The following is a 13586-nucleotide window of genomic DNA, read 5'->3' as shown; positions in this document are numbered from 1 at the left end:
GGAAATCAAACATTAAAGATGAATAAACTTTTTTTTTATTGCCTTAGGCTTGTTTGTATAACTTGTGTTTTACAATTTTCAAGTGTGCTTAGTGCGCAAGAAAACGCAATTAAAAGTTTAGTAAGCAGCTTTGAAAACTTCACTTCTCCTTATCGGGAAACGGCATATTGTCATCTTAATAAATCTACCTATATTAAAGGGGAACCTCTAGGATTCAAAGCTTATGTTTTAGATAAACACACGAAAACACCATCGGTTTTAACTAAAAATTTATACTGTGTTATTTTAGATAGTTTAGATAACATTGTAAAACAAAAACTCATAAAAATTGATCGAGGTATTGCTCATAATACCTTTAGTTTAGATAGCGTATTTAAAACAGGTAAATACACGTTTAAGGCCTATACTAATTGGATGAAAAATTTTGATGAACCTAGTGCCTTTATTGAACGTTTTCGTGTGATAGACCCGGAACAAACAAAAACTGTAAAACGCCAAAAAGTCGCAAATGAGTTAGATGCACAATTCTTACCAGAAGGTGGTCATTTTGTTCATAACGTAAAAACCAACGTTGGTGTAACCATAAAGAATGCACAAGGCTATGGTGTTCCAAATATATCTGCAAGTGTATTTGATTCTGATAACAAGTTTATTACAAATTTTCAAACAAATACATTAGGCACAGGGCGTTTTCTATTATATCCTGATTCTGATAAAACCTATACCGTAAAATTTAATTATCTCAATAGCCCCTTTGAGTATACCATTCGGGATATTGAAGCACGAGGTATTGCTATTCACGTAAATAAATCAAGAGAGAAATTAGCTATTGAACTTAAAACGAATCCCGAAACATTAGAAAATATTCAAGGCAAGCCTTATAAATTAACTGTTCATAATGGAAAATCTATTAAAGTCATCAATATAAATTTTGATAATATAGAGCTAATTCAGTTAATAGACTTTAAGGATTTGTTTTCTGGAATTAATACCATAACACTATTTAATGAGGTTAATCAACCAATTTTAGAACGACTATTTTTTAATTATGAAGGAATTAATATGGTTAATTTAAAGAATCCACAATTTATCCCCAAAAGGGATTCATTAAATATCACTATACCTATAATACATTCACACGATAAAGATGATATATTTCACTTAAGTGTATCAATTCTTCCAGAAGGCACAAAATCATACAATAAACATCAAAATATAATCTCATATACTTACCTGCAACCATATTTAAAGGGATACGTAGAACATGCAGCTTATTATTTTACCGACATTACAAGACAAAAAGAATATGAGTTGGATAATTTGCTGATTACGCAAGGTTGGAGTAGTTACAATTGGAATAATATATTCAATTACGATGGTAATAATAATTATGTTTTTGAGGATGGCATTGTAATTAAAGGGAACAGTCCTGACAAAGAAGATAAGAGTTTTATAATCTATCCTTTAAAGAATACAGATGGATATATGATAGATCTTCCTGCAAATGAACCTAGTTTTTTAAAAGCAGGGTTTTACCCTCAACAAAAAGAAACGTTAAACCTTAGTATTTTAAACAATAAAGGAAAAGCAAAAAAAGCAAATCTATACATACAGTTTTCACCAACAAAGATTCCTGAATTTAATACGAATATGTTTGAGCCTATACCGCCAAAGAAAGAAACAATTACAGAACTCAAAACTTCTAAACCTTTTGATGAACTTGATCTTAGTATGGCCCAAAATTTAAAGGAAGTTATTGTTAAAGCTACCTCTAGAGAAACTAGAATTGCGAGAATTAAAGGAAGCTCTTACATGAAAATAGATGTTTTTGACGACATAAAACGCATGCTTAATTTATCATTGCCAACTTACATCAATACTTATATGCCTGGTTTTTTTGCAAATGAACAAAGAGGTGTGTTAACAATAACAAATAGAAATGTACAATCTTTTAACAATAACAATGTAGCCCCTTTGGTGTTTCTAGATGACGTACAATTGAATAGTTTAGAGTTTCTTGTAAATTTTGATATGAGTCGTGTAGATTATATTGCTTACGACCGACATGGTTTTGGTGAAGGGTTGAGAGGTTCTGGCGGCGTAATTAAGATTTATACATCTAATGTTTTCCCAGGGAAAAAACAAAGTGAGTACTTCAGAAAATTTGATTTTCCTTTAGCGTTTTCAGAACCTAAAACATATTATGTGCCTAAGTATGAATATTACAATACGGATTTTTATAAAGAATATGGCGTTGTTGATTGGATTCCGAATGCAAAAATAGACAATGATGAGAATTTGAATTTTACAATATTCAACCCCGCAGGCACTAATATGAAAATTTATATTGAGGGCATTTCCAATAAAGGAATAGTATTATCAAATAATACTTTGCTCAATGTTAAGGAATCTAATTAACAATTTTATTTTTTGTAATCTATTTTAATTAGCGCACTTGTAATGTTTTCAGAATAATTGAGACATACCTACAATGCAAAAAACATTCACCGAGTTTTCTACCAACGCCATTCTTAAAATAGGGGATGAAACCCTTCTGGAATCTTATACAACTGCAAAACAGCCAGAATTATATATATTCGTAAGAACAACTAATTCTAAGGCTGAAATTGTAGTTGATAGCATTCCATATACCATTGAAGCTAATAGTATTTTTGCCTTAACCACAGTACAATATTTTCAATATAGTTCTGGGGAAGATTTGGTGGTGTATCAATTCAACAGAGAGTTTTATTGCATCAAAGACCACGACCAAGAAGTGAGTTGTGCGGGACTGTTGTTCTTTGGGAATGTACATATCCCAATTATTGAGCTAAACACAAAAGAACTAAAAAAACTCAACATTCTTCATGAGGTTTTTTTAGATGAATTAGAAACTGAAGATACCATTCAAGCAGAAATGTTGCGAATGCTTATGGCACGATTCATCATTATTAGTACACGTTTGCTAAAGGCTAAAGAAGGTTTTGTAGAGACTACCAAAAACACTAAAATTGATTTATTACGTGAGTTTAACTTGTTAGTAGAATCGTTTTTTAAAACGGAACATAGTGTGTCATTTTATGCCGATAAACTCTTTAAATCGCCTAAAACTTTATCTAATAACTTTGCTAAATTAAATACGAGTCCGTTACAAATTATTCACGAGCGCATTGTTCTTGAAGCGAAACGTTTACTCATCTACACAGATAAAACAGCAAAGGAAATTGCATACGAAGTTGGTTTTGACGATGCCTCACATTTAAGCCGATTGTTTAAAAAACACACCTCTTTATCGCCTTCAGACTTTAAAAAGCAACTTCAAAAAGTGGTATAGGGAAAAATTGACAACCCATAGGGCATTCCTAACATTTTATCACCTTTCCTTTTGATTCATCTTTGTACTGTATAATTAAAACAACAAAGTCATGAATTTAAAACACATATCAATTTTCAATTTAATTGAAATATTCAGAGGAAAAAGAAGAAACATTGTTAATACCATTTCGCCTAAAACACATTGTGAGCAAAAATATATTCACGATTATTATTGTGATGCTGAAAGACCTTATGTTCAGGCAAATACTATAGCTTCAAACTTATAAAGGAAAAATTGACAATCTAAAAGGAAATACTATCATGGTATAACCTTTATAACGGTTGCACCTTTGTACCAACAAAATAAAACAGTAAAAATTAAAAATAATAACAATTTAAAATTAAAATAATGAGCACATTTAATGTACCAACAAGAGATCAAGTAAGCGAAAACAATCAAGCGATTTTCGATAATTTAAATAAAGCCTTAGGATTTGTACCAAACTTATATGCAACCTATGCGCATAGCGATACAGCTTTAGAAAATTATTTAAATTTTGCCAATGCAAAAACATCATTATCAGCAAAAGAAAAGGAAGTTGTAAACTTAGCTGTAAGTGAAGTAAATAGCTGTGTTTACTGTTTATCTGCACATACTGCTATTGGAAAAATGAATGGATTTACAGACGAACAAATTCTGGAATTAAGAGCCGGAGAAGCTTCTTTCAATAACAAATTGGATGCTTTAGCGCGATTAGCTAAAAATGTAACAGAAAACAGAGGGAAAACAGATGAAGCGGTTTTAGAAAACTTCTTTAATGCTGGATATACCAAAGGAAATTTAATTGATGTGATTTCATTGGTTGGTGATAAAACCATTTCAAATTACATACATAATACAACACAAGTTCCAGTGGATTTTCCTTTAGCTCAATCTTTAGAAGCTGCAACAGTATAGTAAATAATAATAAATCAATAATAATTAAATCAATAACCAGAGCAAAAAGCTCAAAATAATTAAAACAATGAAAAAAGTAATAGCAATTTTAGTAGTAGTATTAGGTTTCGCATTAAACGGTAATGCACAGGATAAAATGATGAAAAAAGACGCAGTTAAAACCATTGCATTAGAACAAACCGCAGGTGAGTTTACACAAAAATCGGTAACGGTTAGTGAAGGCACTTATGTATTTGCTGTATCTAACAACCATGTGGGGAAAGATGTAGGTTTGGTTTTAGTGCCAAAAGGAAAAGATGCAAGTAAACCAGAAAACCATATTCAAACGGCTTATGTAACTTCTGTTGTAAAAGATGGAACAGTTGAAACATCTAAAGCCACAAAATTAACAAAAGGAGAATATGTGTATTTCTGCCCATTAAACCCTACACCACAATATACACTTACTGTTCAGTAAAGTGAAGTTTGATTAATAATGGAGAAAGGTTATTCTAATTAAAGAATAACCTTTTTTTATGATTAGAAATTAAATGAGCCAACAGAAATTTTTAACTTTACAAAAAACTAGAAATTATGTTATCAAAAACTATAGAAGAAGCTTTAAATAATCAAATACGTGTAGAAGCAGAATCCTCACAAATATATTTAGCTATGGCATGTTGGGCCGAAGTTAAGGGGTTGGAAGGCGTTGCGAATTTTATGTATGCGCAAAGCGATGAAGAGCGGGAGCACATGTTGAAGTTGGTGAAATTTGTAAATGAACGTGGCGGACATGCGAAAATATCTCAACTAAAAGCACCTAATGTAACATTTAAGTCCTTTAAAGAAATGTTTGAAAAATTATTTGACCATGAGGTGTTTGTATCACAGAGTATTAATGAGTTAGTGCATATTTCGCTTGAAGAGCGCGATTATGCGACACATAACTTTTTACAATGGTATGTAGCTGAACAAATTGAAGAAGAAGCTGTAGCCCGTACTATTCTTGACAAAATTAATATGATTGGTGATGATAAAGGCGGTCTGTATCTATTTGATAGAGATATTGAAAACTTAACAGTTACTACGGCTGCTATTGATAATCCAGAATAATTTTAACATTTAAGCTTATTTAGATTTAATAAAAATAACTTATTTTTGTCCGCAGAATTGAATTTTCATTTTCTGTGGGCAAAAAAAAGAAACAAAAAAAGGCAATTAAAAAATTAAGAAAATTAGGAATAGAACTTCCTGAAAAAGTAAAATCTAGTTGCTGTAAAAAGTTTAAGAAGGGTGAAAACAAACGCTGCAAAAAATGCCCTTGCTTTGATTTGATTAAGAAGGTGGCCTAATTTTCTACTGGAACTCTAGTAGAATGCATCATCTCCAATTTCCAAATGCTATCTTTTTTTATTGCTACAATACTCTCCAACCATTGTAATTTTCTTTCTAAAGTATCTTTTTTAATAGTTGCATAATTATGATATGCCATCCAAATACGATTACCTTCTCTTTTAGCTTCGAAAAAATCAAAGCTATTAATGCGCTTTATACCCTGATCTCTTTTTTTAGCGCGTTCGCACCAATCGGCAATAGTATCTTTGGTCCATATTTCTCCGTGTTCCAATAGAATAAAGTCTTCGGTATGGTATTTTGTAAGAAGCTCAGCTTTTTTATCACTCCAAATATCATCAAAAATGTTTTGTATTAGATGCTCTACAGCTTTAAAATCTTGTGTGTTATCATAATTGGTAGATGTCGGATTTTTACATCCATATAATGTAACTATGATGATGAAAAATAATGAGCAGCGGTATTTCATAGAAATTTTATTTTAAAGCATATAGTGTAAGGCCTAATTTAGCAAAATAATTATCATTGTCGTACAGTGCCTTTTAAAGGAGGTAATTTTTTTATTCATCATGCTTAAAATAGCCTACCATTCTATCTATAAACACCCATTACCAGAAGGGCATAGATTTCCTATGATAAAGTATGAACTATTGCCCCAACAACTATTGCATGAAGGCACCTGTGTTAAAGATAATTTTTTTCAACCCACTATTCCTGATGAGACACATATTTTACGAGCCCATACGAGAGACTATTACCTAGATTTAATCAATCAAACTTTAGATGCCAGAGCCGCTAGAAAAATAGGCTTTCCTTTAAGTGCAGTTTTGGTAGAGCGTGAAGTTATTATTGCAGACGGCACCATAAAAGCAAGTGAATTTGCCTTAAAATATGGTGTTGCTATGAATATTGCCGGAGGTACGCACCACGCCTATTCTAATAGAGGAGAAGCATTTTGTTTGTTGAACGACCAAGCTATTGGTGCACGATATTTGCTGAATAAAAATCTAGCGTCAAAAGTGTTAATCGTTGACTTAGATGTACACCAAGGCAATGGAACCGCTGAAATTTTTCAAAACGATGATAGCGTCTTTACATTTTCAATGCATGGAAAAGGTAATTATCCTTTTAAAAAAGAACAAAGCGATTTAGATATTGCTTTAGAAAATGGTACAGATGATGATACGTATTTAAGGATTTTGAAAAACACATTACCTAAACTAATCGATGCACAAAAGCCGGATTTTATATACTATTTATGCGGTGTAGATGTTGTAGCTTCTGATAAATTAGGGAAGTTAGGTATGACTTTAGATGGTTGTAAATCACGAGATCGTTTTGTGCTAGAAACCTGTAAAAAGCATCAAATTCCTGTAATGTGTTCTATGGGAGGCGGTTATTCTCCAGAGATTAAAATTATTATTGAAGCACACGCCAATACCTTTCGGTTGGCTCAGGAGGTTTTCTTTTAGATAAATCCAAAAGGATTTTATTATATTGCTTTAAAAGTTGAAAAATTAATGGCTCTTAGAACGGTTTTATGTCTTCTCATTGTAGTACTTCATTCGTCTTGTAAAGATGATTTACCATCGCCATATGAAGATGGTAAAAACATTATGTTTACTAATATTCCTTCTAGCCATTCCAATATTAATTTTCGAATATAGAAATGCCCGATTTTAACTTCTTAAACTATTTGTATATTTATAGTGAAGGAGGTATTACTGTTGGTAATATTAGTAGTTATGCGGCATTTTCAGATTGTGATGGTGATAGAGATATCTCATTATCTTGATATTATTCACCGTTCGGAATTGTAATATTTTTAATGAAGCAATACTATAATTAAGCTAAGTTAGCATAACACACCCCCTCATCATTCATAAAAGTACTATCTCTTTTATTTAAGTCTAATGTTTCACCGCTAAAGGTTGTTGCTTGTAAGCCAAACTCTTGATAGATGCAAGCTGTAGCGGCATAATCCCAAATACTACCACCGCCAATTTCTTTTTTCGGGAGTTTGAAAAAGCAAGCAGGTCCGTTTTCTAATGCTAAAATAGCGCACATTACTGCACCTGCTCCAGAAAGCTCTTTAATACCCTTTAATCCTAAAGTAGTTTTATGTTTATTTAGTATTTGTTGTATTTCAGCAGAATTTGCGGTATTATTTAATGTTTTATCTGTTGCGTAAGTCAAATAATCGTTGGTATTTTTAATATTCCAAGAGGTTCTGTTTTTATAAGCACCGTGTCCTTTTATAGCATGGTATAACGTTTCTGTACTTGGATCAAATACAACGCCAATTACAGGCGTTCCATCTTTGGCAATTAAAGCAATCGAAACTGAAAACCCAGGTTGTTTATTGATGAATGCCAATGTACCGTCCATGGGGTCTATACACCAGAAGTAATCTTTCTCAAATCTGCTGCCGTCATCATTTGATTCTTCAGATAATAGACCAATATCAGAAGCTTCACAAGTGGGTTGCAAATGCGACAAAATAATACGTTCACATTCAAGATCTACTTTTGTAACGACTTGAGAGGCATAGGTAGAACCTCCGTCTTTTTGCTCCACGATAATATCAGCATTCATGTATTTTTGGATGACTTTTCCAGCAGAAAGTGTAGCTTCAATGGCGATGAACGCTAAATATTGTAAGTCTATTTTCATAGTTTTTTAATTACTTCAGCAGTGATGCGTTCACTATAACTATTAATTTTCCAATGGCCAGGGCTCCAACCTTTTAAAAACCGATGAAAATCTGCCCATGCAACACGATATAAAGGGCGCCATTCGTTTTCAAGAGCTTCATTTGTTTCACCAAGTGCGTTATGCAGATGATTAAAATAAGTTTCCAAAATTTTCAATTCCAAATGTTCACAATCGCTTTCATTGAGGCAACTGCCTATAAAATAGGCGACATCTTTCATACCACAACCACCACCTACATATTGAAAATCTACGCCAGCAACTTGTCCATCTTTCGAAAAACAAAAGTTAGCCAATTTTGCATCGCCATGTACAAAGGTTTTAAAGTTACAGCTGTTCAATTTTTTGTCAATGGCATCAGCGGCGTTTTTTAGTGCTGTATCGTCCAAAACCTCTAATTCTTGAGGTCTAGTGTTCAAATGCCAATAGGTGCCTACGTCCCAAAGTCCGTTAGGGGCTTCCCCCAAAAAACTTGCATGAAATTGCGCCAACCATTCTAAACAGGCATCAATATCTTGCCATTCTACGTTTTGTTTTCGTAATGGGAAACCTACTGCATCTAAATCTTCGAGAATGATAAGGGTCTCGTCTTGGTAGCTTTCAACACCAAAACACTTTGGCAAACGTGCCTTACTATGTTTACTATAGGTTTGATACCACTTAGTTTCTACCTTATAAGATTTCAATTTTCTTTGATGACCAATATCTGTATGCCAACCTCTCGGATGATTTTGACTTTTGGGTAATTGCACATGCTTCACCACAACGCTTTCAAAAGTAGTATTTTCTAATCCAACGCGAATAATTTTACCATAACCGCTCCAAAGTTCCTGAATGATTTCTTTTTCAACTAAAGAAGAAGCTCCTGTGTTCTGTAGAATGATGGACTTGAAATGGTTGTTCATATCAGGCCAAAGTTAGGAAAATGCGATATAACTAGTAAATTAGAAGGTTAAATGAATTTCGGTTTTGTTCCCTGTTCTGTTTTTTTTAAAAAAAAAGCGTCCAATATTTTTGGACGCTTTTAGAATATAATAATTCAACTTATTATCTATTCATATTCTTTATTTGGTCCACAAAATCATCCAAATCGGCACCGTTATTTACAAGTGTTAATGCTTTATCGATAATGTATTTTACGTTCACCGCATGAAACCCAAGCCCCACAGCAATTTTCTTCAACAACATCATTTCTGGTTCGCCAGTAATGGTATCTACATGAATCATACGTACTAAATCGTATAAGCGCTCTAAACGCTGATCGTAGGAAACAGGGGGGTTAATCGGGTGCGATTGATAATTTTTCAAAATCGCTTTATAATCGTTTTCACCAATTTCCAAACGCTGCGCCAACCTATCTAAAAAAGCTTTTTCATCATCAGTAATCACACCATCGGCCATTGCCACACGAACAATTGCAGCAAAATGATTCTCATTACGCTTCTTAAAACCACTATCAAATAAATCTGAAAACGACATATATACTTCTTTTTTAGTGCTGCAAACGTACATATTTTTTTTAAGATTTTAAATTGAAATTTTCACTTTTTTGGGCGCTACCCTCCTTGGGTCAGGTTGGGCTTTCGGCTAGAGTTTATCATGAGCGTGGGCGAAGGACTTCCTCCTGCGTCGGGGAGCATCAACAAACCTGTACTGAGCGCAGTCGAAGTATCCTTCAATCCCTAGCGCGGGTTGAGAACTTTTTTTACATTGTAAATAAATATTTGTGAATTCACGATAAATTAAAACATATCTAAACCTTATATTTGCACCTCAAAACAAAATTAGGTGAGTAAATCTCGTATCTCTCAAACCTATGCACAGGCTTTGCAAACGCAAAATCTGCAGAATGCTATTGCGCAATCCGAACCTTTCGACTCCGCTCAAGATAAGCCTAAAACTTATATAAAAGGCTTAGTAGGTTCAGCATTTTCGTTTATGCTTTCAAGTGTTTACAAAGAAGTACAAAAACCATTTCTTTTAATTTTTAACGATAAAGAAGAAGCGGCACATTACCTTAATGATTTGGAACAACTATTAAGTGAAAAAGATGTGTTGTTCTATCCAGGAAGTTACCGAAGACCTTACGATATCGAGGAGACCGATAATGCTAATGTGTTGCTTCGGGCCGAGGTGTTAAACCGTATCAATTCTCAAAAGAAACCAGCGATAATTGTCACTTATCCTGATGCATTGTTTGAACAGGTGGTAACCCGAAAAGAACTGGAGCGCAATACGCTTAAAGTAGGTGTGAATGATAAGGTATCTATTGATTTTGTAAACGAAGTTCTCTTCGAATACAAATTTAAACGAGTGGATTTTGTAACCGAACCTGGTGAGTTTTCAGTACGTGGTGGTATTGTAGATGTATTTTCATTTTCGCATGATGAACCCTACCGTATCGAGTTTTTTGGTGATGAGGTAGATTCTATTAGAACGTTTGATGTTGAAACGCAACTATCCGTAGAGCAAATAAAAAAAATCAATATTATTCCCAATGTGGCGAATAAAATGATTGAGGAAAAACGGCAAAGTTTCCTTAAATATATTGCTCAAAAAACGGTAATCGGTCTAAAGAATGCCGACTTGCTATTTTCAAGAATCGATGATTTTTATACCAAAGCGGAAGAAGCTTTTAAGGAACTTTCGAACGATATTAAACATGCAGAACCTCAGGAACTATTTTGTAATTCAGAACTACTAAAAAAACAACTTCTCGATTTTTCAATTATAGAGTTTGGAACACAGAGTGTCTTGGTGCCTCAGGTTCTCGAAGGCACAATAAGCAAAACAGACACTTCGAGAGCCTCAGTGTCCACAATTCATTTTAACACCACCCCACAACCTACCTTCAACAAGCAATTCAATTTGTTGATAGAAGATTTAAACGCCAATCACGAAAAAGGATATGCAAACTATATTGCTTGCGTAAGCGAACAACAAGCCAAACGATTCCATGATATTTTTGATGATGCAAAGCTAGATGTAAAAGAATATCAAACAGTAATTCTATCGCTACACCAAGGGTTTGTAGACCACGATAATAAAATTGTATGCTATACAGACCATCAAATTTTTGAACGGTATCATAAATTCCAATTAAAGAATGGCTATGCCAAAAAGCAAGCCATCACGTTAAAAGAACTCACCAATTTGGATATTGGAGATTACGTTACGCATATAGACCATGGTATCGGACGTTTTGGAGGTCTTCAGAAAATCGATGTTGAAGGTAAAAAGCAAGAAGCCATAAAATTGATTTACGGTGAACGCGATGTGCTGTATTTAAGTATTCATTCGCTTCATAAAATCACTAAGTTTAACGGAAAGGATGGAAAGCCACCTAAAATATACAAACTCGGCAGTAGCGCTTGGAAAACCTTAAAACAAAAAACAAAAGCACGTGTAAAACACGTGGCTTTTAATCTTATTAAACTTTACGCAAAACGTAAAACCCAAAAAGGCTTTCAGTACAATCCTGACAGTTATATGCAGCATGAATTGGAAGCGTCTTTTATTTACGAAGATACACCCGACCAAAGTACTGCAACAGCCGATATTAAAGCCGATATGGAAAGTGAACGCCCCATGGACAGATTGATTTGTGGCGACGTTGGTTTTGGTAAAACCGAAGTGGCTATTAGAGCAGCGTTTAAAGCGGTGGATAACGGAAAGCAAGTAGCGGTTTTGGTACCAACTACTATTTTAGCGTATCAACATTCTAGAACTTTTAAACAGCGCTTAAAGGATTTTCCTGTGGTTGTAGATTATGTAAACCGCTTTAGAACCGCAAAACAAAAACGAGAAACCTTAGAGGCTTTGGCAGAGGGGAAGGTTGATATTATTATTGGCACGCACCAACTTGTTAATAAAAATGTAAAGTTTAAAGATTTAGGATTGTTGATTGTTGATGAAGAGCAGAAATTTGGTGTAGCCGTAAAAGAAAAACTAAAAACCTTAAAGGAAAATGTTGATGTGTTAACGCTTACCGCAACACCAATACCAAGAACATTGCAATTTAGTTTAATGGCGGCAAGGGATTTATCGGTAATAACCACACCGCCACCTAACCGATACCCTATTGAAAGTCATGTGATTCGTTTTAATGAGGAAACTATTCGTGATGCTATAAGTTATGAAATTCAACGTGGCGGCCAGATTTTCTTCATACATAACCGTATCGAAAATATAAAAGAAGTAGCAGGAATGTTACAACGTTTAGTGCCAGATGCGAAGATTGGTATTGGTCACGGGCAAATGGAAGGCAGGAAGTTAGAATCCTTAATGTTACAATTTATGGAAGGAGGCTTTGATGTTTTGGTCAGTACAACTATAGTAGAAAGCGGTTTAGATGTGCCAAATGCCAATACTATTTTTATTAATAACGCCAATAATTTTGGGTTGAGCGATTTACATCAAATGCGTGGTCGCGTAGGGCGGAGCAATAAAAAAGCATTCTGTTATTTCATTACACCAGAATATTCTGCCATGACGGAAGATGCCCGAAAACGCATCACAGCCTTAGAACAATTCACTGAATTGGGAAGCGGCTTCAATATTGCCATGAAAGATTTAGAAATTCGAGGTGCAGGAGATTTGTTAGGTGGCGAGCAAAGTGGGTTTATTAATGAAATAGGTTTTGATACCTATCAAAAAATTCTAAATGAAGCTATAGAAGAACTGAAAGAGAACGAGTTTAAGGACTTGTATCAAGATGATAACGAGGATAAAGTGTATGTTAAAGATGTTACGATTGACACCGATTTTGAGCTTTTATTTCCAGATAGTTACGTTAATAACATTGCAGAGCGCTTAAATTTGTACACGCAACTCAATAATTTAAAGACTGAAGAAGAGTTAGCGAAATTTAAGATGGAGTTAATTGACCGTTTTGGGGAATTACCACAACAAGTGACCGATTTATTAAATAGTGTCCAAATAAAGTGGTTGGCAACCAAAGCTGGTTTTGAAAAAGTGGTGATGAAGAAACATAAACTGATTGGTTATTTTATTAATGATCAGCAAAGTAGTTTCTATCAAAGTGCTAACTTTACAAAAGTGTTGCAGTTTGTACAAACACATCCGCAAGCATGTAAAATGAAGGAAAAGCAAACCCGAAATGGATTACGATTATTATTAACCTTTGACAATATAAAATCGGTAAAACAAGCTTGGGAAGCATTACAACCTATTGTGGCTTAATTGTTGTTCTAAGTAAACCCATAAAAAGAATTGTCATTCTGAACTCGTTTCAGAATCTGTGCATTGT

General features: G+C 33.9%; 13 protein-coding genes. 9 read left to right on the top strand and 4 right to left on the bottom strand.

From position 1 onward, the window contains the following. Positions 1-18: 18 nt before the first annotated feature. The 6 genes from BMY39_RS01675 (at position 19) to BMY39_RS01655 (ending at position 5365) form a co-directional block, all read left to right on the top strand. On the top strand, positions 19-2418 hold the full coding sequence (locus BMY39_RS01675; protein WP_143064727.1) for a hypothetical protein: 2400 nt from the start codon (positions 19-21) through the stop codon (positions 2416-2418). A 73-nt stretch (positions 2419-2491) separates the two neighbouring features. Continuing rightward, positions 2492-3334 carry an AraC family transcriptional regulator gene (locus BMY39_RS01670; protein WP_092574577.1) on the top strand — a complete coding sequence of 281 codons (843 nt, stop codon included), beginning with the start codon at positions 2492-2494 and terminating at the stop codon, positions 3332-3334. Between the two features lie 91 nt (positions 3335-3425). Further along, positions 3426-3602 (top strand): hypothetical protein, encoded by a 177-nt coding sequence (locus BMY39_RS15015; RefSeq protein WP_177176521.1) that lies wholly within the window; start codon positions 3426-3428, stop codon positions 3600-3602. 122 nt (positions 3603-3724) lie between these two features. Then, on the top strand, positions 3725-4273 hold the full coding sequence (locus BMY39_RS01665) for a carboxymuconolactone decarboxylase family protein (RefSeq protein WP_092574575.1): 549 nt from the start codon (positions 3725-3727) through the stop codon (positions 4271-4273). A gap of 67 nt (positions 4274-4340) precedes the next feature. Further along, entirely contained in the window at positions 4341-4730 is a 390-nt protein-coding gene (locus BMY39_RS01660) for a hypothetical protein (protein WP_092574574.1), read from the top strand. 116 nt (positions 4731-4846) lie between these two features. Further along, positions 4847-5365 (top strand): ferritin, encoded by a 519-nt coding sequence (locus BMY39_RS01655; RefSeq protein WP_092574572.1) that lies wholly within the window; start codon positions 4847-4849, stop codon positions 5363-5365. A 235-nt stretch (positions 5366-5600) separates the two neighbouring features. On the opposite strand, the gene BMY39_RS01650 is transcribed toward BMY39_RS01655, so the two are convergent. Next, a complete protein-coding gene (locus BMY39_RS01650) occupies positions 5601-6074 on the bottom strand; it encodes a nuclear transport factor 2 family protein (protein WP_245738128.1) in 474 nt (157 codons plus the stop codon). A gap of 100 nt (positions 6075-6174) precedes the next feature. Here BMY39_RS01650 and BMY39_RS01645 point away from each other — a divergent pair, with 100 nt between their 5' ends. Both BMY39_RS01645 and BMY39_RS15305 read left to right on the top strand, forming a co-directional pair. Further along, positions 6175-7077 (top strand): histone deacetylase family protein, encoded by a 903-nt coding sequence (locus BMY39_RS01645; RefSeq protein ID WP_092574570.1) that lies wholly within the window; start codon positions 6175-6177, stop codon positions 7075-7077. A 197-nt stretch (positions 7078-7274) separates the two neighbouring features. Further along, entirely contained in the window at positions 7275-7400 is a 126-nt protein-coding gene (locus BMY39_RS15305; RefSeq protein ID WP_262490326.1) for a hypothetical protein, read from the top strand. A 50-nt stretch (positions 7401-7450) separates the two neighbouring features. Here BMY39_RS15305 and BMY39_RS01640 read toward each other — a convergent pair whose 3' ends face one another. The 3 genes from BMY39_RS01640 to BMY39_RS01630 all read right to left on the bottom strand — a co-directional run bounded on the left by BMY39_RS01640 (position 7451) and on the right by BMY39_RS01630 (position 9796). Next, on the bottom strand, positions 7451-8278 hold the full coding sequence (locus BMY39_RS01640) for a 3'(2'),5'-bisphosphate nucleotidase CysQ family protein (RefSeq protein ID WP_245738127.1): 828 nt from the start codon (positions 8276-8278) through the stop codon (positions 7451-7453). Beyond that, positions 8275-9222 (bottom strand): oxidoreductase family protein, encoded by a 948-nt coding sequence (locus tag BMY39_RS01635; protein ID WP_092574567.1) that lies wholly within the window; start codon positions 9220-9222, stop codon positions 8275-8277. Before BMY39_RS01635 ends, BMY39_RS01640 begins: the two co-directional genes overlap by 4 nt. A gap of 142 nt (positions 9223-9364) precedes the next feature. After that, positions 9365-9796 carry a tellurite resistance TerB family protein gene (locus BMY39_RS01630; RefSeq protein WP_092574565.1) on the bottom strand — a complete coding sequence of 144 codons (432 nt, stop codon included), beginning with the start codon at positions 9794-9796 and terminating at the stop codon, positions 9365-9367. Between the two features lie 309 nt (positions 9797-10105). On the opposite strand from BMY39_RS01630, the gene mfd reads away from it, so the two are divergent. Beyond that, positions 10106-13519, top strand: a complete 3414-nt coding sequence (gene mfd, locus BMY39_RS01625) for a transcription-repair coupling factor (RefSeq protein ID WP_092574562.1) — start codon at positions 10106-10108, stop codon at positions 13517-13519. Positions 13520-13586 lie beyond the last annotated feature (67 nt).

The organism is Hyunsoonleella jejuensis, from assembly GCF_900111025.1.
In the GTDB taxonomy this organism is placed as follows: domain Bacteria; phylum Bacteroidota; class Bacteroidia; order Flavobacteriales; family Flavobacteriaceae; genus Jejuia; species Jejuia jejuensis.
This window is presented reverse-complemented; position numbering and strand designations above follow the sequence as displayed.